Below are 25,377 nucleotides of genomic sequence, written 5' to 3'. Positions count from 1 at the left end.
GTGCAATATTTATTTTTTAAAACTTAACTTTAATTATAAATTTTATATAAAAAGTTGAACCTTATCCTTGGTAGTTAACTCGGACAATGAGTAAACTATAAAGATCACTTAGTGAGGTACCAAATGCAACAGTATGACAATCAACGACATGAGTTTACTCCGCAAGATGTGGAAATAGTCTCAAAAGAGACGCTGTTTCGTGGTTTTTTCAAAATGGTTAAGTACACATTTAAACATAGACTGTTTGAGGGCGGCTGGAGCCAACCAATAGAGCGAGAGATGTTTGAGCGTGGACATGCTGCCGCTTTGCTACCTTATGATCCTGTGCGTGACGAAGTTGTGATCGTCGAACAGATCCGTGTTGGTGCCCTAGAGCATGAGAACCCATGGCAATACGAAATTGTTGCTGGGATCATTGATACGGACGAATCGCCACAAGATGTCGCTCGTCGTGAGGCGATGGAAGAAGCCGGAGTCGAAGTCGGATCTGTATTGCCTATTACTTCGTATTATCCTTCATCTGGTGGTTGCTCTGAAAAGCTCGACGTCTTTGTTGGCTGTGTTGATGCAACGACAGCCAAAGGGGTACACGGATTGGACTACGAAGGTGAAGACATTCGTGTACAAGTGATGAGTCGCGAAGCTGCTTATCAGTTGGTAAAAGATGGTGTATTTGAAAATGGAGCCACGATCATTGCGCTACAGTGGCTACAATTGAACTACCAAGAATTACAGTCAGAGTGGATAGATTAACGTCATGCCAAATATCGCGGTCAAAAAACCGTATCATGTTGATCTTGCTGAATTGATGCGAGTTTACGAGACTAACTATGCCAAACTGAACGCTTTGTTACCGGTTGGGCATGAGGTTGGTGACGTTCGCTGTTACCAAGCCGTTAATATGGTGTATCAATTGACAGTGAATGAGGTCACAAAATACACCACATTAATAGATATATGTCAGAGTGATGCGATGCCAGTGTTTCCTTTGCCAAAAATGTCTGTCAGGCTATATCACGACGCTCGAGTTGCAGAAGTGTGCGCTAGCGGGGATTTTTCGCGAGTCAAAGCGAAATATGACTACCCCAACACTAAGCTTCTGCAAAAGGACGAGAAATTTCAATTGAATAAATTTCTTGGGGAATGGTTAACGTTTTGTTTAAAAACGGGTATCAGCCGAACCCCAATTGCCTTTTAATTGAGCCTATTTATCAACACTTTTAAAGTCTAAACAGTAACGTATCTGGATTTGTTATTTTGGAATTATCACACACTTCAAAATTTGATGAGAGCACTATTAAGCTTGTGCAGCTAACGGACACGCATTTATTTGCGCCGAGCAATGGCAGCTTATTAAGCATCAACACTCAAGATAGCTTTCGTGCTGTAGTCGATGGCATTGTTAGTCAGGGCTTTGACTATCAAGCGATTTTAGCAACCGGTGATATATCTCAAGATCACAGTGCTGAGTCGTACCAGAAATTTGAGTCAGGGATTCAGCCTTTGGAAAAGCCATGCTATTGGCTGCCAGGGAACCATGACTTTAAGCCTAATATGGGCAGTGTTTTACCATCACCACAAATACAGTGTGTTGAGCATGTCTTGCTAGGCGATAACTGGCAGATGGTGATGCTAGACTCGCAGGTGGTTGGTGTGCCTCATGGTCGCCTCAGCGATCAACAGCTTGACCTATTAGAACAGAAGCTGACGGAGTTCCCTGAACGTAATACCTTGGTTCTATTGCACCACCATCCATTGTTGGTTGGCAGCGCATGGTTAGATCAACATAACCTAAAAGACGCCGATCAATTTTGGGATGTGGTTCAACAGCACACCAATGTTAAAGCCGTACTGTGTGGTCACGTTCATCAAGACATGAACCGAGATCATCATGGTGTACAAGTCATGGCAACACCGTCGACTTGTGTGCAATTCAAACCTAACTCAGATGACTTCGCGGTTGATACTTTGTCTCCGGGCTGGAGAGAGATTGAATTACATCAAGACGGTACCGTTAGCACGCAAGTTCGTCGTCTGCCTCATGGGCAGTTCTTGCCTGATTTTAAGGCTGCTGGTTACTAATGAAGGCGGTTATTGATGCCAGGCTCTAATCAACAAGCTAATAAGCCATCGCTGCTTCTCTATATTCACGGATTTAACAGCTCATCACGTTCTCATAAAGCGAATGTGATGGCAGATTACTGTGCGGAGCATCGCGCTGATATTAAAGTCGTAACCCCTCAACTGCCGAGTTTCCCTCAACAAGCGGCACTTCATTTACAGCAGCTGGTGGAGCAATACAAAGAGCAATATCAAATAGCGTTGGTCGGTAGCTCGCTGGGTGGCTATCTTTCAACATGGCTGAATAGCCACTATGGTTTTAAAGCGGTGGTTGTAAACCCAGCAGTGAAGCCGTATGAGCTTCTTGCTGACTATTTAGGTGAACAAGTAAACCCATACACAGATGAACGATATGTACTGGAAACAAAACATATTGATGAACTGAAGGCGTTAGAGGTTTCGGCTATCGCTAAGCCGAGCGACTTCTGGTTACTTCAGCAAACGGAAGACGAAGTTCTGGATTACCGACAAGCGGTAGAGAAGTACCAAGGTGCAACACAGACAGTAGAAGAGGGCGGGGATCATAGCTTTGTTGATTTTGAACGCTACCCACAACAAATCATCACCTTTCTAAATCTTTAATCTGTTCCACCAACCAAGTGATTTTCTCTTGTTTGCCTGTTATTTCATCTATCAATGGTGAAATATCATAGTTTGATGTCTTAGTTTTTGAACTAGCTTGACATCATTACTCAGCTTCCAGACTATATTCCCCAATACTTCGCTCGTTCGCTCTACTATGACGGTTCATAGTAATGATTCTGCTTTAGTGAAACTGGAGCCAGCGAACTGACGCAAACTTTTTGAGTAAACTCCGTATTATGACTGAACAATATAATGCAAAAGACCTCGAGGTACTTGAAGGTCTCGACCCTGTGCGACACCGCCCGGGAATGTATACCGAGACAGAAAGACCTAACCACCTTGCCCAAGAAGTCATTGATAACTCGGTCGATGAAGCACTAGCGGGACACGCTAAGAAGATCAAAGTGGTACTTCATGCAGACCAATCGTTAGAAGTTACCGATGACGGCCGTGGTATGCCTGTCGATATCCACCCTGAAAAAGGGATCTCAGGTGTTGAGCTGATTTTAACTAAGCTCCACTCTGGCGGTAAATTCTCGAATAACAACTATAAGTTCTCTGGTGGTCTGCACGGTGTAGGTATCTCGGTTGTAAACGCGCTGTCAAAACGTGTTGAAGTGACCGTACGCCGAGAAGGTCAGGTTCACGAGATCGCACTTGAAGGCGGTCATGCAGTAACAGAGCTTACTGTGACGGGCACTTGTGGTCATCGTAACAGTGGTACATCAGTACATTTCTGGCCTGATCCTAAGTACTTCGATAGCCCTAAATTCTCGACACTTCGTCTGATTAACAACCTACGTGCAAAAGCAGTGCTTTGCCCAGGTTTAGAAATTACCTTTATCGACAAAGTCGGTGGTGAAGAGCATAAATGGTTCTATGAAGATGGTCTAAAAGACTACCTTGCCGAAGGCGTGAAAGGTTACACCTTGCTGCCTGAAGAACCGTATGTTGGCGAATTCGTTGCTGAAACAGAAATGGCAAACTGGGCGATCATCTGGCAGCCAGAAGGCGGCGACATGATCACCGAAAGTTACGTGAACTTAGTACCGACTAAACAAGGTGGTACACACGTAAACGGTCTTCGCCAAGGTCTTCTTGATGCAATGCGTGAGTTCTGTGAATTCCGTAATTTGCTGCCGCGTGGCGTTAAGCTAACGGGCGACGATATCTTCGATCGCTGTTCGTACGTACTGTCGGTGAAGATGCAAGATCCGCAGTTTGCTGGTCAAACAAAAGAGCGCTTGTCTTCACGTCAAACTGCTGCGTTTGTGTCTGGTGTGGTAAAAGATGCGTTTAGCCTGTGGTTGAACGAAAAGCCACAACTGGCAGAACAGCTAGCAGAAGCTTGTATTGCGAATGCCCACCGCCGTATGCGCGCAAGCAAAAAGGTTGTGCGTAAGAAAATCGCTTCAGGCCCAGCACTGCCGGGTAAGCTAACTGACTGTTCAGTTCAAGACTTAAGCCGTACCGAAATCTTCTTCGTGGAAGGGGACTCGGCGGGTGGTTCTGCTAAACAAGCACGTGATCGTGAGTTCCAAGCAGTTATGCCACTTCGCGGTAAGATCCTAAATACATGGGAAGTGTCAGCAGACCAAGTATTGGCTTCGCAAGAAGTGCACGACATCTCGGTGGCTCTAGGCATCGACCCGGACAACGATGATTTATCCGGCCTGCGTTACGGTAAGATCTGTATCCTTGCCGATGCGGACTCGGATGGTCTTCATATCGCGACACTGCTGTGTGCTTTGTTTACTCGCCATTTCCATGCATTAGTTGAAGCGGGTCATATCTATGTGGCAATGCCTCCTCTGTATCGTATCGATTGCGGTAAAGAAGTGTTCTACGCACTTGATGACGCAGAGAAAGACGGTGTGCTTGAGCGACTATCGCAGAAGAAAGCCAAGATCAACGTGCAACGATTCAAAGGTCTGGGTGAAATGAACCCACTTCAGTTGCGTGAAACCACCATGGATCCAAACACTCGTCGCCTTGTGCAGTTAACGATTGATGACAGCGAAGCAACCAACGAGATGATGGACATGCTGCTTGGTAAGAAACGTGCAGATGATCGCCGTACATGGCTACAGACTAACGGTGATATGGCCGAGGTATAATGGATGTCTAACGAAATTACATATGATGGCGTTGAACAGCTGCCAATGCGCAAGTTCACCGAAGATGCCTACTTAAATTACTCAATGTACGTGATCATGGATCGTGCATTGCCGTATATCGGTGATGGCTTGAAGCCAGTACAGCGTCGTATTATCTACGCGATGTCTGAGCTAGGCTTATCGGCTGCATCGAAATACAAAAAATCAGCACGTACCGTTGGTGACGTATTAGGTAAGTATCACCCACATGGTGACTCTGCTTGTTACGAAGCGATGGTATTGATGGCGCAGCCTTTCTCTTACCGCTACCCATTGGTAGATGGTCAAGGTAACTGGGGTGCTCCTGATGATCCGAAATCGTTCGCTGCGATGCGTTATACCGAAGCCAAATTATCTAAGTTTGCTGAGGTTCTTCTAGGTGAACTAGGTCAAGGCACTGTTGACTGGCAACCAAACTTTGATGGCACGATGAAAGAGCCTCAAATGTTGCCTGCTCGCCTACCTCACATCCTACTTAACGGTATTACAGGTATCGCGGTAGGTATGGCGACCGATATTCCACCACACAACGTGCGTGAAGTCGCTAATGCAGCCATTCACCTAATTGATACGCCTAAGTCTGAGCTTTCAGACGTGATGGGTTTCATTCAAGGTCCAGATTACCCGACTGAAGCTGAGATTATCTCCCCGAAATCGGACATCGAAAAGATCTACCGTACTGGACGTGGCAGCATCAAGATGCGCGCGGTTTGGCACAAGGAAGGCTCTGATATTGTTATCACGGCTTTACCTCATCAAGTGTCAGGTGCGAAGTTACTTGAGCAAATCGCTAACCAGATGCGCGCTAAGAAGCTGCCAATGGTTGACGACTTGCGAGATGAATCGGATCACGAGAACCCAACGCGTATCGTTGTCGTTCCTCGTTCGAATCGTATCGACTGTGACCAATTGATGAGTCACCTGTTCGCGTCGACGGATCTAGAGAAAAACTTCCGCGTTAACTTGAACATGATTGGTTTAGATAATCGTCCTCAAGTTAAAGGCTTAGTTCAAATCCTGAAAGAGTGGATCGAGTTCCGTCGCACAACGGTTCGCCGTCGTTTGCAGTACCGTTTAGATAAAGTACTGGCACGCTTGCACATCTTAGAAGGTTTGCTTGCTGCTTATCTTAATATCGATGAAGTGATTGAGATCATTCGTACAGAAGACGAACCATGTCCTGTCCTAATGAGCCGTTTCAACATTTCTGAAATTCAAGCCAATGCGATTCTTGATATTAAACTTCGTAACTTAGCTAAGTTAGAAGAGTTTAAAATCCGAGCAGAGCAAGAAGAGCTTGAAGCTGAACGTGAAAAGCTTGAAAAGCTACTCGGTTCAGAGCGTCGCTTGAATACGCTGATCAAGAAAGAAATCCAAGCAGATGCGGATAAATATGGCGATGATCGTCGTTCACCTCTGATTGAGCGCGCTGAAGCGAAAGCGCTAACAGAGCGCGACTTAGTACCAAGCGAACCAATCACGGTTGTGTTGTCTGAGAAAGGTTGGATTCGTCATGCCAAGGGGCATGAAGTTGACGCTGAAGGTTTGAACTACAAATCGGGTGATAAATTCTTAGCGAGTGCTAAGGGTAAGAGTAACCAGCAAGCGGTGTTCCTCGGCAGTGATGGTCGAAGCTACTCCCTTGAGTCACATTCATTACCGTCGGCGCGAAGCCAAGGTGAGCCAATTACAGGCCGCTTGAACGTCAGCCCAGGTACTTCTATTCGCCAAGTGGTGATGGGAGAGAATGAACAATTATGGTTAGTCGGTTCTGATGCAGGTTATGGTTTTGTTTGTAAGGGTAGCGATCTGCTGTCCAAGAACAAGAGCGGTAAAGCCTTGGTTAACTTGCCACAAGCTTCTGAAGTGATGATGCCAAGCCCTATTGCTGACTTGGACAGTAATCAGATTCTGGCGATTACTAACCAAGGTCGTATGTTGTTGTTCCCGATTAAAGATCTCCCTCAGCTGAGCAAAGGTAAAGGCAACAAGATCATCAACATCCCTTCTGCGAAAGCAAAAGAGCGTGAAGAGTTTGTCTCACATCTTATGGCTATCCCAGAGAATGCGACGCTGACTATCTACGCCGGTAAACGTAAGCTTGGTTTGAAACCTGCGGATCTTGAAAACTTCCGTGGTGAACGTGGTCGTCGTGGTGGTCTACTGCCTAGAGGACTACAGCGAGTGACTCGCATCGATATCGAAGAGCAAAGTGAATCGTAGAGATACTTGAAACAATCTTTAGATAAAAGAAAACCCAGCCTATGAGCTGGGTTTTTTGTACTTGTGTATTAGCAGCTTGAATCATTGCTTACAGAGTTTGCTCTACAGGCGAGTATCTTCGGCGATGGTCACCTTTAAGGTTTTGCTTTCACCTTGGCGCAATATACCCACATCGATAACTGTACCAGGTCGCAGGTCGGTAACGATGTCCATTACACTCTGGCGACCATTTACTTGGTTATCGTTGATACTGACAATAATGTCTTGAGCTTCAAAACCCGCATCGGCAGCCGGACCATTCGTGTCTATCCCCAACACAACGATCCCGCCGATATTCTTAGTACCCAACATGCGTGAGGTGACTGAGTTGATGTCTTGTCCATCGATACCAATATAGCCACGAATCACACGACCATCGGCGATGATCTTTTCCATGATTTTATTAGCAAGCGGATAGGGGATAGCGAATGAGATCCCATAGGTTTCCATGTCGGTAGCTTGCTGGAAAGAGGCGGTATTGATACCGACTAGCTCACCTTGTGAGTTCACCAGTGCGCCACCTGAGTTACCTTCATTGATTGCCGCATCGGTCTGGATAAAGGCTTGATGGCCATCGGCACTGATCGAAGAACGGCCGGTTGCAGAGATGATACCAAAGGTTGTTGTTTGACCTAGGTTGTATGGGTTACCGATAGCCAGTACAACATCACCGACATTGGCTTTGTAATTAGGATTGAGTGGGATCACCGGTAGATTATCACCGCTGACTCTAAGTATCGCGATATCGGTGCGTTTGTCTGAACCGACAAGTTGCGCAGCTGCTACTCGGCCATCTTGAAGTGCCACAACTATTTGGTCTGCTTGAGCCACCACATGGAAGTTGGTAATGATGTAACCTTTCTCGCTAACAATCACCCCAGAGCCCAAACCTTGTGTGAGCAGTTTGTTTCGATCGCTTTCAGCGTATTTACGGCTATAAATGTTAACCACTGCAGGCGCCGCGCGGCGAACTGCTTGGTTAAATGAAATCTGAAGAGAGCCAATATTATCGACTTTAGGGCTAGTGACGTCAGCGACAATCGCTGGTCTTAAGCTCGGGAAGGCGAGAAGAATAAGCGCCGCTGAAACGAGTCCAAGGGAAATAGAACGAAATAGAAAGGACAGCATGTTTCCCTCTTCAACAAGTAAGGTGTGAAGCCTCCATCAATGGATGACTGATTTGATTACAAGTGAAGCATAGCATTTTGATTGATCTAAAGAAAAGGGAGACTGAGTAAGTTTAAAGCAAACTTACTGAGCCTCCCTGTAATTGCGCTGACGTAAGACTATCGAATCACAAGATAGATAGTTCGGTCGCCTCGCTGGATATTAAGCGCCAGTACACCAGGTTGTTTTTCAAGAATCTCTCTAAACTCAGCAAGGTTCTTAACGGGCTGGCGGTTTACTCCGATGATGATGTCATCTTTCAGGAGTTGATAGGCTTCGGCTGGTGAACCTTGAGCAACATTCGATACCTTGACGCCCGTTGCAGAGTCACTCTCTGTTGTGTTGGTTAACTCAGCACCAGCTAGTCCTTCATGGAGCTTCTCAGCTTGTGTTTTATTATTGGTGGATTCACCAAGCGTCACATCAAAGGTTTTGCTCTTACCGTCACGAACCACACCCAGTTCAATCTGCTTACCAGCGCCGAGTGTTGCGACCTTAGCTCTTAACTCGCTGAAGGTATCAATGCGTTTGCCATTAATAGAGACAATAATATCGCCCGCTTTCAGTCCTGCTTTATCGGCTGCGCTGTCAGGGACGATTTGGCTAACAAAGGCGCCCTTGCTTGATTCATAACCGAGTGCTTCTGCCAATTCAGAGGTCACTTCTCCGCCTTGAACGCCAAGCATGCCGCGTTTTACTTCACCGAAGTCGAGAATTTGTTCTGTCAGGTTTGTCATCATATTAGAAGGGATTGCAAAGCCGATACCGACATTACCTCCGTTAGGGCCAAGAATGGCGGTGTTGATACCAATTAGCTCACCGTTAAGGTTCACTAGCGCACCACCAGAGTTGCCGCTGTTGATTGCTGCATCGGTTTGAATGAAGTTTTCAAAGTTTTCTAGATTCAGGCCGCTACGGCCGAGTGCAGAAACAATACCGGATGTCACGGTTTGCCCAAGTCCGAATGGGTTACCGATCGCGACACTAAAATCACCAACTCTTAGTTTGTCTGAGTCTGCGACTTTTATCTGGGTCAGGTTTTTGGCTTCTTCTAATTTTAGCAGTGCGATATCAGACATCTGGTCGCCGCCGATTAGCTCAGCATCGTACTCTCGACCATCATGCAGTTTTACTTTGATATCGTCCGCACCATTAATGACATGGTAATTGGTCACGATATGACCTTTCTCGGCGTCAATGATGACACCAGAGCCTAATCCGCGGAAGGGACGCTCTCGTGTTTGTTCTGGACCAAAAAAGAATTGAAATTGTTCAGGGATTTGCTGACGTTGTACCTGTTTGCCTTCTACGGCAATACTAACCACAGCGGGGGTCACTTGTTCAAGCATAGGAGCAAGGCTCGGTAATTGTTCATTACCCACACTTAATGGCAGTGCGGCTGTTGCTTTAATGGGGGTGATGATTGAACTTAAGCTTAAAGTTAGCACTGATAAAGCAAGCAAAGGTTTTTTCATCATAAACTCCTCTCTAGTTAAGGTCTTAACCCTCTTATACGTTTAATAAGTATGATAAGTTTCAAATGACCTGAGTGAAAGTTATGACTCAAAAACCTTTGTAAAGTTCACAGAAGTGTTAAATGTTTACGATGCTTTTGCTGTAACAACATCGGGAGCATTCATGATTTCTTTCTTCTGCTCTGTAAATAAACCGGTTGCGCCATTAGCGTAATCTTTCGGTTGTTCCTCAAGTGTCGCCTCTTTTACTGAAGGCTTCTCTTGTGGCTTGTCCGAATGGGCAGCGGCTGTTTTCACAAACGGGTTATCTTGCTCTGGCAGGTTAGGAATCAGCTCTGAGCTTGTTTTTTCCATGTGTTGGTACAGTTTTGTGTAGTCTTTACCTAATGTGTCCAACATTTCTGCTGATTTCGCAAAGTGATCAGCCAGCTCTTGTCGCTGCTGCTCAAGGGCAAACTTTGCGCTATCCAATTCTTTCTGTACGTTCTTTTGTTTTTTGTATTCAGGTGTCATGAGACGAGAAATAGCGACCCCTAAAATAACTCCGACTAGTAAACCGGCAACGGCATACATCCAAGGCATAACAGCTCCTTATTATTGTTTTTTAACATGTTTGTTACTACTTAGTTACACGTGATACAGCTCCATGGTACTATGAGAAAGCCGCAGTATAAAGAGAAATGCGTGTGCGCTAGTTAGCAGTTTGATGCTGCATTATTCACCACATCACGTTATTCCTCGTACTGTTTGGGCTCATTTTTAGTTGTTGTCTGATATTGCTTTCATTGTGGAAATGTCGTCATGAATCCCATTAAAAAATACGAACAAGATATAAAAGAACATGGATTTCAAAGAGATCCAGCACAAGAGCAAGCCGTAAAATCTTTAGATGAACTCTTTCATCAATTTCAAGATTACATGAATACGCCCATTCCTCAACTGACTCGCTTCCAGAAATTACTAGGCAAAAAGCCAGAACTGCCACAACCACCGAAAGGTCTCTATTTTTGGGGTGGCGTAGGGCGAGGAAAAACGTACTTAATGGATACGTTCTATGATGCCTTACCGACCACTAAAAAAATGCGTGTTCACTTTCACCGCTTTATGTATCGAGTTCATGATGAGCTAAAGGCGCTAGGTAATGTGAGTGATCCATTGCCTTTAGTCGCAGACAAGTTGAAGGAAGAAGCGGACATTATCTGTTTCGACGAATTCTTTGTTTCAGACATCACCGATGCGATGATCCTAGGAACCTTGTTCCAAGAGTTATTCGCTCGAAACGCTATCTTGGTTGCGACCTCTAATATTCCACCTGCGGATCTGTATCGCAACGGGTTACAGCGAGCGCGTTTCTTACCTGCCATCAAGCTCATTCAAGACAACTGTCATATCCTTAATGTCGATAGTGGTATTGACTATCGTCTACGTACCTTAGAACAGGCTGAGATTTACCATTACCCGCTAGATAGCCAAGCGAATATTAATCTCGAAAAGTATTACGCTCAGCTCGTTGGTGAAGATAAAGAGAAGCTTAAGCAGATAGAGGTTAACCACCGTCAATTAGATGTAGTCGAAGCGAGTGATGGCGTACTGCATGGTACCTTTGCTCAGCTTTGTCAGTCGGCTCGTAGCCAGAACGACTATATTGAGTTGTCTCGGGTTTATCACACAGTTCTATTGGCGGATGTATTGCAAATGGGCGCGACTTCAGATGACGCTGCGAGGCGCTTCATTGCATTAGTTGATGAGTTCTACGAGCGCAATGTGAAGCTGATTATTTCAGCGGAAGTGGAGCTAGAAAAGCTATACACCCATGGTCAGCTAGAGTTTGAATTTAAACGTTGTCAGTCGCGTTTAATTGAAATGCAGAGCCATGAATATTTGGCAAAAGAACACTTAAGTTAGCTTTGATTATCTCGAATAAGAAATAGAATTAAAAAAATCGTGATTTTGTTCAAAAAGAGGTGATTTTTTCTTCGCTCTTCTCTATAATCCTGCGACCTACCGTTACTGCGGGCCTCTAGCGATGAGTAAAATCACGTTATGCCAAGAGTTTTCCAACACTCGAAGGGGTGATGAATGGTAACTCTTAGACAGTGGGAATACGCGAGTATTCCTTAAGTGTAAATTTTTTAAATAGGTAATTATTAGCATGAAAACTTTCGTTGCTAAACCAGAAACTGTAAAACGCGACTGGTATGTTGTAGACGCTGAAGGCAAAACTCTTGGCCGTCTAGCAAGTGAAATCGCTTCTCGCCTACGCGGCAAGCACAAAGCAGAATACACTCCTCACGTAGACACTGGTGATTACATCATCGTTGTTAACGCTGAGAAAGTTGCTGTAACTGGTAACAAAGCTAAGGGTAAGGTTTACTACCGTCACTCAGAGTTCCCAGGTGGTCTTAAAACTATCACTTTTGAAAAGCTAATTGCTAAGAAACCAGAAATGGTTCTAGAACTAGCAGTTAAAGGTATGCTTCCACGTGGTCCTCTAGGCCGCGCGATGTACCGTAAGCTTAAAGTGTACGCTGGTACTGAGCACAACCATGTTGCTCAACAGCCACAAGTACTAGACATCTAAGGGGATTATGAAAATGGCAGAGAATCAATACTACGGCACTGGTCGTCGCAAAAGCTCAGCAGCTCGTGTTTTCATCAAACCAGGCTCTGGTGAGATCGTAATCAACAAGCGTAGCCTTGATGTTTACTTCGGTCGTCCAACTTCTCGTATGGTTGTTAAGCAACCTCTTGAGCTAGTTGAACTAACTGAGAAACTTGACCTTTACATCACTGTTTCTGGTGGTGGTATTTCTGGTCAAGCTGGCGCAATCCGCCACGGTATCACTCGCGCTCTTATGGAGTACGATGAAACTCTACGTCCTGCTCTACGTGCAGCTGGCTACGTTACTCGTGACGCTCGTTGCGTTGAACGTAAGAAAGTTGGTCTACGTAAAGCACGTCGTAAACCTCAATTCTCTAAGCGTTAATTTTTCTTTACGAAAAAGTACACGCCCCCAGTTTTACGACTGGAATTGTGGTTCAAAGCTCGGCTATATGCCGGGCTTTTTGTTTTTATACCCCCTCTAAACGCTTTCCCTTCCTCGTTTTATTTCCAAATTCTTATATTTTGAAAGCTTTTGTAACCCAATGTGCGCTTTGCCTCATGATTGTTACAAAAAGGTAGCTTTATCTTGTCAAAAAGTAGGGTTTTATTTATCATTTGCCGTCAATAAATAGAACTAAATACATATTTTGTTAGCCATGCTCTTTAATCGGAATTATTTCAATCCACAAGGAGCAAATGGGAGAATGTTTGGATGAGCAACGCGCCTTTAAATAACGGTCGCAGGCGTTTCTTAACCGCAACAACAGCCGTTGTTGGTGGTTTAGGAGCAGCTGCTGTAGCCGTGCCTTTTATTAAATCATGGAATCCGAGTGCCAAGGCGAAAGCTGCGGGCGCGCCGGTGGAAGTGGAAGTCAGTAAGTTAGAACCGGGACAAATGGTTCGTGTCGAGTGGCAAGGTAAACCTGTATGGGTTGTACGCCGTGCTGAGTCGGTACTAGAAAACCTAAAATCGATCGGTGGTCAACTTCGTGACCCTCAATCTGAAGCTGAACAACAACCAGAATACGCACAGAACGAGTTCCGTTCAATTAAGCCGGAATTCTTCGTTGCTGTTGGTTTCTGTACGCACTTAGGTTGTTCTCCAACTTACCTGCCGGATTCTTTTGCAGAACAAGTTCAGGGTGTTAAGTCTGGTTTCTTCTGTCCTTGTCATGGTTCAAAGTTTGATATGGCAGGTCGAGTATTCCAAGGCGTACCAGCTCCATTGAATCTTGTTGTACCAAAGCATATGTATTTGAGTGACACTAAGATCATGATCGGTGTGGACGAGGGAGACGCGTAATGCAAGGATTGCTTGATTGGGTAGAGAAACGTCTACCCGCGATGAATGCGTATAAAAAGCATTTATCTGAATACCCAATGCCTAAGAACTTTAACTTTTGGTACCTTTTCGGTTCTTTGGCAATGTTGGTATTGGTTAACCAAATCCTTACGGGTATTTGGCTAACAATGAACTACGTACCGTCAGGTGAGGGTGCATTTGCTTCTGTTGAATACATCATGCGTGATGTGGAATACGGTTGGCTACTACGTTACATGCACTCAACAGGTGCTTCGGCATTCTTCGTTGTTATCTACCTGCACATGTTCCGTGGCCTAATCTATGGTTCTTACCAAAAGCCTCGTGAGCTACTTTGGATCTTCGGTATGTTGATCTTCTTAGTGCTTATGGCTGAGGCTTTCATGGGTTACCTACTACCATGGGGTCAAATGTCTTACTGGGGTGCTCAGGTAATCATTTCTCTGTTTGGTGCGATCCCTGTTATCGGTGATGACCTAACGCTTTGGATCCGTGGTGACTACATCATCTCTGGTGCAACGCTGAACCGTTTCTTCGCACTGCACGTTATCGCTCTACCAATTGTACTTCTGCTGCTTATCGTACTTCACGTACTAGCACTGCACGAAGTGGGTTCGAACAACCCAGACGGTATTGAGACGAAACTTCCTAAAGGCACAATGGGCGACGACTACAAAACGCAGTTCCCATTCCACAAGGATTACACTAAGAAATACGACATCATTGACTCTATTCCTTTCCACCCATACGGGACCGTGAAAGATATGGTTGGTGTGGCCGGTTTCCTATTCTTCTTCTGTTATGTGCTGTTCTTTAACCCAGAGATGGGTGGATTCTTCCTTGAGCCGCCAAACTTTGAAGCTGCTAACCCACTGAAAACACCAGAGCACATCGCTCCGGTATGGTACTTCACGCCGTTTTACGCAATTCTGCGTGCTGTTCCTGATAAGTTGCTAGGTGTTGTAGCAATGGGCGCATCTATTGTTGTGCTATTCCTACTACCATGGTTCGACCGTTGTAAAGTGCGTTCTTACCGTTACCGTAGCAAACTGCATTTGATTAACATCATCCAATTCACAATAAGCTTTATTGCGCTTGGTGTACTTGGTGCGCTTCCAGCAACGCCAACATACACGCTACTGGCTCAAATCTTTAGCTTAGGTTACTTCATGTTCTTCGTTCTACTGTGGTTCTACAGTAAAAATGAAGCGACGAAACCATTACCAGAAAGGGTGACATTCAAATGAAAAAGTGGATTGTAATTTTATTTGCTATGTTGCCGTCACTGGTGATGGCAGCGGGTGCAAACGTACCATTAGACAAAGCGAACAATGATTTAACAGACAAAGCTTCATTGCAAAATGGCGCTAAGATGTTCATGAACTACTGTTTCGCTTGTCACTCAACGCAGTACCAGCGCTATGAACGTGTTGCGAATGATTTAGAGATCCCCGTTGATCTTATGAAGGAAAATCTGATTTTCGACCCTGAAGCGAAAATCGGTGACTTGATGGTTAATGCTATGCCTTCTGATCAAGCGGCAAGTTGGTTTGGTGCTCCGCCACCAGACCTAACATTGGTTGCTCGTGTTCGTGGCGCAGACTGGCTGTACACTTACCTTCGTACTTTCTATGAAGATCCGTCTCGTCCATTTGGCGTGAACAACATTGTTTTCCCAAGCGTTGGTATGCCGCACGTTCTTGAAGAACTGCAAGGTATCCCAACACCAATCTACGATACTCATATGGTAGATGGCGAGGAAGTGACGGTTGTTGTTGGCACTGAGACTGACGGCTCTGGCGAATTAAGTGCTGGTGAATACGACGAAGCAGTTCGTGACCTTGTTAACTTTTTGGTTTACTCGGGCGACCCAGTTCAACTTGAGCGTCATGCTATGGGTTGGTGGGTAATGGCCTTCTTAGTAATCTTCACTATCATCGTGATTTTGCTGAAGAAAGAGTATTGGCGTGATGTGCACTAATTGTGCTATAATACCGTGCTAATTCCCAAATTATGTTAATGTTCAATGGAGGCTTTAGGCCTCCATTGTTTTTATTTAAAGTGTACTGGAGGGCTCCATGGCTGTAGCTGCCAATAAACGTTCTGTAATGACTCTTTTCTCAAGTGCTTCTGATATGTATAGCCATCAGGTGCGCATCGTTCTTGCTGAAAAAGGCGTAAGTGTTGAAGTTGAGTTGGTTGATGAAAAAAATCTACCAGCAGAGCTTGTTGAACTGAACCCGTACAAATCAGTACCTACTCTTGTTGATCGTGAGCTTGCTCTATATGACTCGAAGATCATCATGGAATACCTAGATGAGCGTTTCCCTCACCCACCGTTGATGCCTGTATACCCGGTTGCTCGTGGTAACAGCCGTCTAATGATGTACCGCATTGAGCGTAACTGGTATTCAGTTGCAGAGAAGATCGTTAAAGGCAACGCTGAAGAATCTGAAGCAGCTCGCGTTAAACTGCGCAACGACCTACTGACTCTTGCTCCTATCTTCGCTGAGTATGAATACTTCATGAGCGAAGAGTTTAGCCTAATTGATTGTTACCTAGCTCCGCTATTATGGCGTTTACCTGAGCTTGGTATCGAACTAATTGGTCCTGGTTCTAAAGAGCTTAAGATTTACATGAACCGCGTATTCGAACGTGATTCATTCCTAGCTTCTCTAACTGAAGCTGAGCGTGAGATGCGACTCGTTCGCTAAGCGTTTATGGATATTTCTAATATGACTCCACGCCGACCATACATGCTTCGTGCATTTTATGAGTGGCTGGTTGATAACGAACTAACTCCACACCTTGTTGTTGAAGCAACATTACCGGGTGTGCGAGTTCCAGAAGAGTTTGTTCAAGATGGTCAGATCATTCTGAACATCGCGCCTCGTGCGGTTGGACAACTTGAACTGGGTAACGAAGCTGTGACGTTTAGTGCTCGCTTTAGTGGTCGTCCACACTCTGTGATCGTTCCGCTTTACGCAGTACAAGCGATTTATGCTCGTGAAAATGGTGCTGGTACCATGTTTGAACCTGAAGAGGCTTACATGGAAGCGTTTGAAGAAGGGATTGAAGAAAGTCCTTTTGAAGAACCAGAAAAAGGCCCATCTTTGAGCGTAGCAACGGCAGACGTAGATGCTGAAGAGCCAGACTCAGATCCTGAGCCACCTCGTCCAGCGAAAGGTCGCCCAAGCCTTCGTGTTATCAAATAACGTTAGTTATACCAATCACAGTAAGTAAGTGATCAGAAATAGCGCAGGAAAAAAGCTTGAGAGCAAGGCGGAATTTTTTGATAAGTAGTTATTCTACAATCAAAAATTCTAACGCAGTTATCGAGATTTTTAACAAGCTAGAATGATAGATTATTTACTACGATTGGTATTAGATAACGAACCAAATAAAAAAGCAGCGACTCGTCGCTGCTTTTTCTTTTCTGCTATATCGCATTTAGTTGACTGGCTTACGGCTAGTTAACAGCCGTCTCTTCTTCACCGTATTCAAACGCTCGAATAACCTGTTTTACGCCAGATATGTTACGCGCAACTTCTGTCGCGATATTGGCATGCTCTCTAGTCACGAGTCCAAGTAGGAATACTTCAGAATCCTCAGTAATCACTTTTACTTTGATGCCGTTAAGCTCAGCATTCGCAAGCAGAGCTGATTTCACCTTAGTGGTAATCCAGCTGTCTTTACTGATAGCACTTACAGACAAAGGTTCTTTCACTCGAACTTGATTGTGGATGCTCTCAACGCCAGCCACTTCTTTGGCTTGGTTTTCAAAAGCGCGACGTTCTGAATCTGTGGTTGCTTGCCCCATCAACACCACTGAACCTCGGTATGAGCTTGCGGTGACACGTACATTGCCACGGAATGGTTGTTTATTGGTAATCGCTGCAACTTCAAATTCGATGTTGTTGTCGTTCCAAATCTCTTTGGTTGTTCGCGTATCTGTGACTAGGTTTGCAGTAGTTGCAGCACCAGCAATGAAAATGCCAGCACAACCAGACAGAGACAGTGTAAGTAGCGAAACATTAATCAGCTTAAACAGCCTCATAGAGGTTAATGATTTCATTGTGATGCTCCGTATATCACTCTTCGTGGGCAGGGAAGAGTACTTGATCGATTAGGTCACATAGGCAGTGCAGTGTCACCATGTGTACTTCATGAATGCGCGCTGTACGGTGTGACGGGATACGAATCTCTACATCGTGTTCACCAAGCAAACCTGCCATCTCACCACCATCTTTACCGGTAAAGGCGATGATGGTCATATCGCGAGTTACCGCCGCTTCCATTGCCTTGATGATGTTCTTGCTGTTACCGCTAGTCGAGATAGCCAACAGAATATCGCCAGTTTGACCGAATGCACGCACCTGCTTAGAGAAGATCTCTTCATAGTGGTAGTCGTTAGCCACAGCCGTTAGCGTGGTGTTGTCTGCTGTGAGTGCCATTGCTGGAAGGCTAGGGCGCTCTGTTTCAAACCGGTTGAGTAGGCACGATACAAATTGCTGAGCATTCGACGCCGAACCACCATTACCACAACAAAGAATTTTGTTTCCGTTAAGCAAGGTCGCAACCATTGCTTGAGCGGCATGCGTGATTGCGTCAGGCAGAGCTTCTGCAGCCGCAATTTGGATTTGAATACTTTCTGTGAAACTTTCTTTAATGCTGTCTAGCATGTTTATCCTTGGGTAATCGCGTTTTGAATCCAGTCGATAGTGTCATTCGGCCCTTCAATGGCAACAATATCAAACCTGAAATCTGTAGAGTGCACCGACAAGCCTTGCTGCATAAGCCAAACATTGGCTGTTTTGAGCAGTTTCTGTGACTTCTTGGCAGTCACCATTTCAGCGGCATGTCCGTAGCGGGTTTGCTTGCGGTATTTTACCTCAGCAAACACAACCGTATTGTTATGGCGCATTATAAGATCAATCTCGCCACATTTTGCTATGAAGTTTTCTTCTATTAACGATAAACCGTGGTTAATCAGATAAGATTTTGCCACGGCCTCGTATTTATCACCCACTTGTTTGTGGGTGATGGTTGGTTTGGATAGGAACTTTCGGCTAAAAAGCCCCATGCTCTGCCCAGCTGATTTCACGTTGAACCACACAGTTGTTATCGATGGTTAGCACACCCGTTTCACCTGGAATGCTGTAACCTTGCACGGCTTTCATCTGTGGCAGTGCATCCATTAGATAGTATGCATCCATTCCTAGTGCTTGCAGACGCTTTTGGCCGTTTGAGTGCGCAGGCCATAGGTCGTTGAGCTCTTTATTAAGCTCGTTTTTATTCTCAACTAATAGTGGGATATCGCTGTAGAACACACCGGTTAGGTCTTCATACTGCTTATCACCGCTGTTGCTGCGTGAGTTTGAGAACAGAGCGGGTTGGCTCGCATCTGGGTTAATTGCAACTTCAATGAAGGGTTTGATTAGTGTTAGCTCTGAGTTCTTAGCCACAATGTAGACAGAATCGATATCACGACGGCTGCGTGGCTCGGTTTCTAGGTCTAGGTTCAGTAATCCGTCCATTTGAGCGATACGCTGTTGGCTCTCTTGCAAGCCGAATACCTGATTCACATTACGTTGCAGTTGGCGTTTGTCAGAGAACAAGCTGATAGCAACATCGTTGCTGCTGTATTTTTTCCACTCTTCTTTAAACGCTTGCTCAACTCGCTCACCTAAACGTCCTCTTGGCGCAAGGATAAGCGGGTACTTGTAGCCTTGAGCAAATAGGTGCTTCGCTGCCTGAGCGACTTCTTGCTCTGGCGATAGAGCGAGATAACAAATGTTAGTATCTGGTTCTAGTTGCGTTGGAATGTTCAGAGCTAAAGCTGGAATCGAGTTCTCGTGGTTTTTCTGCGCTTGCTGAAGTTTAGTTATGTTGCTCTTAATCAGCGGGCCAACGATGAAATCAACGTTGTTCTCTTCCAGTGTCGCTTTAATCTCAGCGGCACTTTGCACGTTGGTATCCATTACCGTCAGCGTTGCATCTTCTTCGCGCTCTTTGTCATTCATCATCGCAAAGATGAAACCGTCACGCACAAGTTGTGCTTGCTTGCCGTACTTACCGGTTAGAGGCAGTAACAGTGCAGTGCTGGTTGGCTTGCTGATCTCTAGTGCCAAGACGTCAGTGATCGCCTGAGGTGTGTATGTCGCTGCTGGGTGCTGAGGATTCTCTGCTAGCCAATCCGACAAGGTTTCCTGCAGGTTTGGAAGGTTTGAGTTCAGCGTCTTCATGTAAATCGCCAGCTGTAACCAACCTGCGAGAACGTCTTCTGTAGGCGACGTCTTAAGCTCCAGAATCTCATATTGAGAGTAGCTATTTAGGTTCTGCCAAATACGGTCAGCAGCTTGTTGTTGGAGCTCGTCGTCAGCGTCTAGATATTCTGAATAAAGAACTAACTCACGGCTTGCTTCAAAATACTCGCTTTGCATTTCAGAAATGTTCGCGCGTAGCTCGTGATAATCTTTCCACTGCTCGTTCGGAAGTTTCCACCAAGGCTGGAAGTTCAGTTGGCTATAAGCTTGTTCAGGCTGCGAGTTATTCACCAACAGTTGAGCGCGAGCTAATTGCCATTCCGCTTGTTGCGTTTCGCTCAGCTCTTGTTTTGCTAAGCGTTTAATAAGCAGAGTTGCTTGATCGGTTTTTCCAGCTTGCACAGAAGCCTTAAGCGCCATGATTAACCAGTCGTTTTGTAGACTTCCTTTGCTACTATCCGCTTGCATCATGTAACTTTCAGTTGATTGCGCTGGATCTAGTGTAATATCAACGCTCGTTGGTGCTTGAGGACCTGAAGAACAAGCCGCCAATGTAATTGCTAATGCAATTGGAGTTAGTAAGCGTGGTACACTGAGTCTCTTATGGTTCATCGTTGCCATGAGTTCTTTAAATTCCGTATAAATTTGTATCTATATTAATCGTTGAAGTGATGGTAAACAAATGACAGATAACAAAACCTTGCTCACAGAGAGCCCAACTCTCTACATTGTGCCAACCCCAATCGGAAATTTGGGAGATATCACTCAAAGAGCAATTGAAATTTTATCAAGTGTCGATGTTATTGCAGCCGAAGACACACGCCACACGGGTAAGCTGCTTGCTCACTTCAATATATCAACCAGAACGTTCGCTTTACATGATCATAATGAACAAACTAAAGCGCAAGTTCTAGTCGAAAGGTTATTAGAAGGTCAGTCTATCGCATTAGTCTCTGATGCGGGTACTCCTTTAATTAGTGACCCAGGTTACCATCTTGTCTCACAATGTCGTCAAGCGGGTGTGAGAGTTGTGCCACTTCCTGGTGCTTGTGCTGTGATTACCGCGTTAAGTGCTTCTGGTTTACCGTCAGATCGTTTCAGCTTTGAAGGCTTCTTACCGCCCAAAAGCAAAGGTCGTAAAGACAAGTTCTTAGAGATCGCAAAGGCAGAGCGCACCTGCATCTTCTATGAATCACCACACCGTATTTCAGACTCTTTGCAAGACATGCTTGAGATTCTTGGCCCTGACCGTGAGGTTGTATTGGCGCGTGAGCTAACTAAAACCTTCGAAACCATCCAAGGGCTGCCACTGGGTGAACTTATTGAGTGGATTGAAGAAGACGCGAACCGTAAACGCGGTGAGATGGTGTTACTGATTCACGGCCACCGTGAAGAAGCGAGCACAGAATTGCCAGACGAAGCGACTCGCACACTAGGCATTCTAACCAAAGAGCTGCCTCTTAAAAAAGCGGCGGCAATGACGGCAGAAATCTACAATCTGAAAAAGAACGCTTTATACAAATGGGGCCTAGAGCATCTAGACAACTAGAAACCTCTTTATAGAGTAGCTAACCTGTATTGAAAAGCTTGTGAGGAATGATGGTATTGCCGTCATTCCTCTTTTTTTGTTTGAATTGTGTGAAATTCACGCAGTTGCTTAGAGGTTTGCACCATATTTGTGATCTCGCTAGACACTGCACCCTAATCTCTATACAATCCGCCCTCGGAGTTGAACGGGTAATCGCTGCTTTGCTGATGTCCTTCGGGAGACTGACGTTGAGGTCCTTCGGGAAACTGACGTTGAAGTCCTTCGGGAGACTGGCAGAGGGGAGGAACGTCCGGGCTCCATAGAGCAGGGTGCCAGATAACGTCTGGGGGGCGCGAGCCCACGACAAGTGCAGCAGAGAGAAGACCGCCGATGGCCTCATTTCTTCGGAAGGGGCACAGGTAAGGCTGAAAGGGTGCGGTAAGAGCGCACCGTGCGACTGGCAACAGTTCGTAGCAAGGTAAACTCCACCCGGAGCAAGATCAAATAGGCCCTCACATTGCGTTGCTCGCGTATGGGGGCGGGTAGATTGCTTGAGCCTGTGAGCGATTGCAGGCCTAGACGAATGGTTACCGCCGCGCAAGCGGAACAGAACCCGGCGTATGTGTCAACTCCACCTATATAAAGAACCCATCATTACTTAACGGTAGTGATGGGTTTTTTGCTTTATATTGACGTAAATTATTTAGATTTCCTTAGAATCCTTCATCCTGATATGAGCTTGGGTCAAAAATTCCCAAAGCCTATACACAATATGGTGGAGATACGGCGTGAAATCAGTACACTAAAACGTTAATAGAACAAATTATTGCCGAACTAATGGCTCAATCCACTCACTGAGAAGACTATGACAGAAGCATTCAAACATATTTCAGTATTGCTTAACGAATCTATTGACGGACTTGCGATCAAACCTGACGGTACCTACATCGATGGTACTTTTGGCCGTGGTGGTCACAGCCGTACAATCCTGTCTAAACTGGGCGAGAATGGACGACTCTTTAGTATTGACCGCGATCCACAAGCGATTGCAGAAGCGCAAAAGATTGATGACCCTCGTTTTACGATTATTCACGGCCCGTTCTCAGGTATGGCTGAATATGCGGAGCGTTATGACTTAGTCGGTCAAGTGGATGGTGTGTTACTGGATCTAGGTGTTTCTTCACCACAGCTAGATGACGCTGAGCGTGGCTTTAGCTTCATGAAAGACGGTCCGCTTGATATGCGTATGGACCCAACAACCGGTATTCCTGTCTCTCAGTGGTTAGTTGAAGCCGATCTTGATGACATCACATGGGTTATCCGTGAGTTCGGTGAAGACAAACACGCTCGTCGTATCGCGAAAGGCATCATCGCTTATCAAGAGAATGAAGAGAACGAACCTCTAACGCGCACTGGTCAGTTGGCTAAGCTTATCTCGGATGTAGCTCCAAAAAGCTTCAAAGAGAAAAAGCACCCAGCAACACGTGCTTTCCAAGCCTTCCGTATCTACATCAACAGTGAACTTGAAGAGATCGATACAGCCCTGAAAGGCGCAGCAAGCATTCTTGCTCCTGAAGGCCGTTTGTCTGTTATTAGCTTTCATTCTCTTGAAGACCGCATGGTGAAGCGCTTTATCCGTAAAGAGAGCCAAGGTCCGCAAGTACCACATGGCCTGCCACTAACAGAAGAGCAGATCAAAGCGCTAGGCAGTGCTGATCTTAAGCCTGTTGGTAAAGCGATCAAGCCTTCTAAAGATGAAGTGGATGAGAATACTCGTTCGCGTAGCTCAGTATTACGAATCGCAGAAAAGCTATAGTCAATGAAGACCTCCAAACCTAACTTAGCCAAGATAATATTTTTTGATTTGATCTCCGTGGGTAAAGTCCCATTGGTGCTGCTTATCTGTATCTTCGCGAGCGCGATGGGGGTCGTTCTCACGACACACATGTCACGTCAGGCAATCACGCAAAAAGACATGGCATTGAGTGAGCGTGAACAGCTTGATAATGAATGGCGAAATTTAATGCTTGAAGAGACGGCTCTGGCTGAACATAGCCGCGTTCAAGCATCGGCAAAACGAGAGCTAGACATGAAACGTCCAGACTCCGACAAAGAAGTTGTGATCACACTGAAATGACCGGAAAAAAGGAAAAAGCCCCCGCGAAAGCCGTTAAGAAACCAACGAAAGAGCGAGTGAAGAGCGAAAAGGACTCGGATCCAATTCTGATTAAATGGCGTTTCAACGTCGTTATTGCTTTTGTGTTGGTTGCCTTTTCTGTACTAGTAGGTCGTGTGGCTTACATCCAAGTCATTGAACCAGATAACTTAATTCGTCAGGGCGACCTTCGTTCTGTACGTGTTAAGGCTATTCCTTCTGCCCGCGGTATTATTTCAGACCGCAATGGCGAACCACTTGCCGTCAGTGTGCCTGTTGAGGCGGTATGGGCTGACCCGAAAACCATCTTCGATAAAAATGGCATGGCCCAAATTGATCGTTGGTATGCGCTAGCTGATGTACTTGGCTTAGATCGACAATCGATGATCAACAAGATCTCCAGCGACAAATCTCGTCGTTTTATCTACCTACAAAGACAAGTTAGCCCAGCAATGGCGAAATACATCCGCGACTTAAAGCTGGTGGGTATTGGTCTTAAAGCAGAATCACGTCGTTATTACCCAGCCGGTGAAGTCAGCGCGCATCTTATTGGTGTGACCGGAATTGATGGACACGGCCTAGAAGGTGTCGAGCGCAGCTACGATAAGTGGCTCACGGGTGAAGCAGGTAAACGTACAATCCGTAAAGACCGTTACGGGCGAGTAGTTGAAAACATTGCACTAGAAGAGCGTGAAGAAGGTAAACCACTCGAATTGACCATCGATCAGCGCTTACAAGCCATCGCTTATCGAGCGATTAAACAGGCGGTAGCCGATCACAAGGCGACGTCTGGATCTGCCATCTTATTAGACGTAAAAACGGGTGCGGTTTTGGCCATGGTTAACGCACCGTCTTACAACCCAAACAATCGTGCTGATTTACAAAGCTTTAAGATGCGTAACCGCGTGATCACCGATGCTTTTGAGCCAGGTTCGACGGTTAAGCCGTTTGTTGTTCTTGCCGCTCTCGAAAATGGTACCGCGGATGCTGATACTGTAATTGATACGGGTAACGGCATCATGCAAATCGGTGGTAGCCGTGTACGTGATACTTCCAAAGTTGGTAAGGCAGACTTGGCGTTAATCCTTAAGAAGTCGAGTAACATCGGTGTGGCGAAGTTAGCACTGGATATGCCACTTGAAGCGCTACTGGGCATGTACAGTTCTGTTGGTCTTGGCGAGATGTCTGGGCTGAATCTAGTCGGTGAGACCGCGGGTATTTTCCCGAACCGTCGACGCTGGTCTAAGTTTGAAATCGCTACCTTATCCTTTGGTTATGGTCTAGCGATTACTCCGCTGCAATTGGCTCATGCCTATGCGACGTTAGCGAATCACGGTGTTTACGAACCTATCCATATCGTTAAAAGCAACGACCAAGATTTCTCAAAACAGATCATCAAGCGCGAAAATGCTGAGTTGGTTTTGAACATGCTAGAAGGCGTAACCCAAAAGGGCGGTACAGCGACAAGAGCTGCCGTGCCGGGTTACCGAGTAGCAGCAAAAACAGGTACATCTAGAAAAGCGATTTCCGGTGGTTATGGAGACGAGTACTTCGCCTATACCACAGGTGTTGCTCCAGTGAGTGACCCAAGAGTCTCTTTGGTTGTGATGATCAATGAACCTCAAGGTGACCTCTACTATGGTGGCTCGGTCGCAGCCCCTGTTTTTTCTGAAATCATGAAGGGCGCACTGCAAATTCTGAATGTCCCTGCTGATGAAAACAAGTTTCAAGAATAG

The 25,377-nt window shown here is 45.6% G+C and carries 25 protein-coding genes and 1 other RNA gene; 19 read left to right on the top strand and 7 right to left on the bottom strand.

Annotation, left to right across the window (positions count from 1 at the left end; genetic code table 11):
* Positions 1-123: 123 nt before the first annotated feature.
* The 6 genes from nudF (at position 124) to parC (ending at position 7,085) form a co-directional block, all read left to right on the top strand.
* The gene (gene nudF, locus AB4517_RS13190; RefSeq protein WP_017061425.1) at positions 124-753 is read left to right on the top strand and encodes an ADP-ribose diphosphatase; all 630 of its coding nucleotides are present in this window, start codon (positions 124-126) and stop codon (positions 751-753) included.
* A gap of 4 nt (positions 754-757) precedes the next feature.
* A complete protein-coding gene (locus AB4517_RS13185; protein ID WP_008222561.1) occupies positions 758-1,198 on the top strand; it encodes a DUF1249 family protein in 441 nt (146 codons plus the stop codon).
* A 59-nt stretch (positions 1,199-1,257) separates the two neighbouring features.
* Positions 1,258-2,082, top strand: a complete 825-nt coding sequence (cpdA, locus tag AB4517_RS13180; RefSeq protein ID WP_017061426.1) for a 3',5'-cyclic-AMP phosphodiesterase — start codon at positions 1,258-1,260, stop codon at positions 2,080-2,082.
* A 15-nt stretch (positions 2,083-2,097) separates the two neighbouring features.
* A complete protein-coding gene (gene yqiA / locus AB4517_RS13175; protein ID WP_017061427.1) occupies positions 2,098-2,703 on the top strand; it encodes an esterase YqiA in 606 nt (201 codons plus the stop codon).
* Positions 2,704-2,942: 239 nt separating this feature from the next.
* Positions 2,943-4,823 (top strand): DNA topoisomerase IV subunit B, encoded by a 1,881-nt coding sequence (gene parE / locus AB4517_RS13170; protein WP_017061428.1) that lies wholly within the window; start codon positions 2,943-2,945, stop codon positions 4,821-4,823.
* A gap of 3 nt (positions 4,824-4,826) precedes the next feature.
* Entirely contained in the window at positions 4,827-7,085 is a 2,259-nt protein-coding gene (gene parC / locus AB4517_RS13165; protein ID WP_017067236.1) for a DNA topoisomerase IV subunit A, read from the top strand.
* Between the two features lie 102 nt (positions 7,086-7,187).
* Here the strand turns inward: parC and degS are convergent, their stop codons facing one another.
* The 3 genes from degS to zapG all read right to left on the bottom strand — a co-directional run bounded on the left by degS (position 7,188) and on the right by zapG (position 10,348).
* Complete coding sequence (gene degS, locus AB4517_RS13160) at positions 7,188-8,252, bottom strand: outer membrane-stress sensor serine endopeptidase DegS (RefSeq protein WP_372148458.1); 1,065 nt, start codon at positions 8,250-8,252, stop codon at positions 7,188-7,190.
* A gap of 158 nt (positions 8,253-8,410) precedes the next feature.
* Positions 8,411-9,766 carry a Do family serine endopeptidase gene (locus AB4517_RS13155; protein WP_017061431.1) on the bottom strand — a complete coding sequence of 452 codons (1,356 nt, stop codon included), beginning with the start codon at positions 9,764-9,766 and terminating at the stop codon, positions 8,411-8,413.
* 126 nt (positions 9,767-9,892) lie between these two features.
* Positions 9,893-10,348 (bottom strand): Z-ring associated protein ZapG, encoded by a 456-nt coding sequence (gene zapG / locus AB4517_RS13150; protein WP_017061432.1) that lies wholly within the window; start codon positions 10,346-10,348, stop codon positions 9,893-9,895.
* A gap of 219 nt (positions 10,349-10,567) precedes the next feature.
* Here zapG and zapE point away from each other — a divergent pair, with 219 nt between their 5' ends.
* The 8 genes from zapE to sspB all read left to right on the top strand — a co-directional run bounded on the left by zapE (position 10,568) and on the right by sspB (position 16,907).
* Positions 10,568-11,671 (top strand): cell division protein ZapE, encoded by a 1,104-nt coding sequence (zapE, locus tag AB4517_RS13145; protein WP_017061433.1) that lies wholly within the window; start codon positions 10,568-10,570, stop codon positions 11,669-11,671.
* 247 nt (positions 11,672-11,918) lie between these two features.
* Positions 11,919-12,347 carry a 50S ribosomal protein L13 gene (rplM, locus tag AB4517_RS13140; protein ID WP_010434689.1) on the top strand — a complete coding sequence of 143 codons (429 nt, stop codon included), beginning with the start codon at positions 11,919-11,921 and terminating at the stop codon, positions 12,345-12,347.
* Positions 12,348-12,360: 13 nt separating this feature from the next.
* On the top strand, positions 12,361-12,753 hold the full coding sequence (rpsI, locus tag AB4517_RS13135) for a 30S ribosomal protein S9 (RefSeq protein WP_004740758.1): 393 nt from the start codon (positions 12,361-12,363) through the stop codon (positions 12,751-12,753).
* Between the two features lie 330 nt (positions 12,754-13,083).
* Positions 13,084-13,674 (top strand): ubiquinol-cytochrome c reductase iron-sulfur subunit, encoded by a 591-nt coding sequence (petA, locus tag AB4517_RS13130; RefSeq protein ID WP_017061434.1) that lies wholly within the window; start codon positions 13,084-13,086, stop codon positions 13,672-13,674.
* Positions 13,674-14,939, top strand: coding sequence for a cytochrome bc complex cytochrome b subunit (locus tag AB4517_RS13125; RefSeq protein WP_017061435.1), 1,266 nt, complete (start codon positions 13,674-13,676; stop codon positions 14,937-14,939). The genes petA and AB4517_RS13125 overlap by 1 nt, the downstream gene beginning before the upstream one ends.
* Positions 14,936-15,673 carry a cytochrome c1 gene (locus tag AB4517_RS13120; RefSeq protein WP_017061436.1) on the top strand — a complete coding sequence of 246 codons (738 nt, stop codon included), beginning with the start codon at positions 14,936-14,938 and terminating at the stop codon, positions 15,671-15,673. The genes AB4517_RS13125 and AB4517_RS13120 overlap by 4 nt, the downstream gene beginning before the upstream one ends.
* Before the next feature lie 97 nt (positions 15,674-15,770).
* Entirely contained in the window at positions 15,771-16,406 is a 636-nt protein-coding gene (sspA, locus tag AB4517_RS13115; protein ID WP_009848943.1) for a stringent starvation protein SspA, read from the top strand.
* A 6-nt stretch (positions 16,407-16,412) separates the two neighbouring features.
* Positions 16,413-16,907, top strand: coding sequence for a ClpXP protease specificity-enhancing factor (gene sspB, locus AB4517_RS13110; RefSeq protein ID WP_017072808.1), 495 nt, complete (start codon positions 16,413-16,415; stop codon positions 16,905-16,907).
* Between the two features lie 254 nt (positions 16,908-17,161).
* Here the strand turns inward: sspB and AB4517_RS13105 are convergent, their stop codons facing one another.
* Genes AB4517_RS13105 through AB4517_RS13090 form a run of 4 tightly spaced genes read right to left on the bottom strand, consistent with a single transcriptional unit; the run spans position 17,162 to position 20,579 of the window.
* Positions 17,162-17,767, bottom strand: a complete 606-nt coding sequence (locus AB4517_RS13105) for a BON domain-containing protein (RefSeq protein ID WP_372148457.1) — start codon at positions 17,765-17,767, stop codon at positions 17,162-17,164.
* 16 nt (positions 17,768-17,783) lie between these two features.
* Positions 17,784-18,374, bottom strand: coding sequence for a phosphoheptose isomerase (locus AB4517_RS13100; protein WP_004729817.1), 591 nt, complete (start codon positions 18,372-18,374; stop codon positions 17,784-17,786).
* Between the two features lie 2 nt (positions 18,375-18,376).
* Entirely contained in the window at positions 18,377-18,775 is a 399-nt protein-coding gene (locus tag AB4517_RS13095) for a YraN family protein (protein WP_017059277.1), read from the bottom strand.
* Positions 18,762-20,579, bottom strand: a complete 1,818-nt coding sequence (locus tag AB4517_RS13090) for a penicillin-binding protein activator (RefSeq protein WP_017069550.1) — start codon at positions 20,577-20,579, stop codon at positions 18,762-18,764. Before AB4517_RS13090 ends, AB4517_RS13095 begins: the two co-directional genes overlap by 14 nt.
* Before the next feature lie 61 nt (positions 20,580-20,640).
* Between AB4517_RS13090 and rsmI the strand changes: the two genes are divergently transcribed.
* The 5 genes from rsmI (at position 20,641) to AB4517_RS13065 (ending at position 25,377) form a co-directional block, all read left to right on the top strand.
* The gene (rsmI, locus tag AB4517_RS13085) at positions 20,641-21,507 is read left to right on the top strand and encodes a 16S rRNA (cytidine(1402)-2'-O)-methyltransferase (RefSeq protein ID WP_019824587.1); all 867 of its coding nucleotides are present in this window, start codon (positions 20,641-20,643) and stop codon (positions 21,505-21,507) included.
* A gap of 176 nt (positions 21,508-21,683) precedes the next feature.
* Positions 21,684-22,123: RNase P RNA component class A (rnpB, locus tag AB4517_RS13080), an RNA gene on the top strand.
* A gap of 228 nt (positions 22,124-22,351) precedes the next feature.
* Complete coding sequence (rsmH, locus tag AB4517_RS13075) at positions 22,352-23,302, top strand: 16S rRNA (cytosine(1402)-N(4))-methyltransferase RsmH (RefSeq protein WP_017066240.1); 951 nt, start codon at positions 22,352-22,354, stop codon at positions 23,300-23,302.
* A gap of 3 nt (positions 23,303-23,305) precedes the next feature.
* Positions 23,306-23,623, top strand: a complete 318-nt coding sequence (gene ftsL / locus AB4517_RS13070) for a cell division protein FtsL (protein ID WP_017062901.1) — start codon at positions 23,306-23,308, stop codon at positions 23,621-23,623.
* Positions 23,620-25,377 carry a penicillin-binding transpeptidase domain-containing protein gene (locus AB4517_RS13065; protein WP_372148456.1) on the top strand — a complete coding sequence of 586 codons (1,758 nt, stop codon included), beginning with the start codon at positions 23,620-23,622 and terminating at the stop codon, positions 25,375-25,377. Before ftsL ends, AB4517_RS13065 begins: the two co-directional genes overlap by 4 nt.

This window comes from Vibrio sp. 10N.222.52.C3 (assembly GCF_041474195.1).
Lineage (GTDB): Bacteria > Pseudomonadota > Gammaproteobacteria > Enterobacterales > Vibrionaceae > Vibrio > Vibrio crassostreae_C.
Note: the sequence above shows the minus strand (reverse complement) of the source record. Positions and strands in the feature narration are given on the sequence as shown.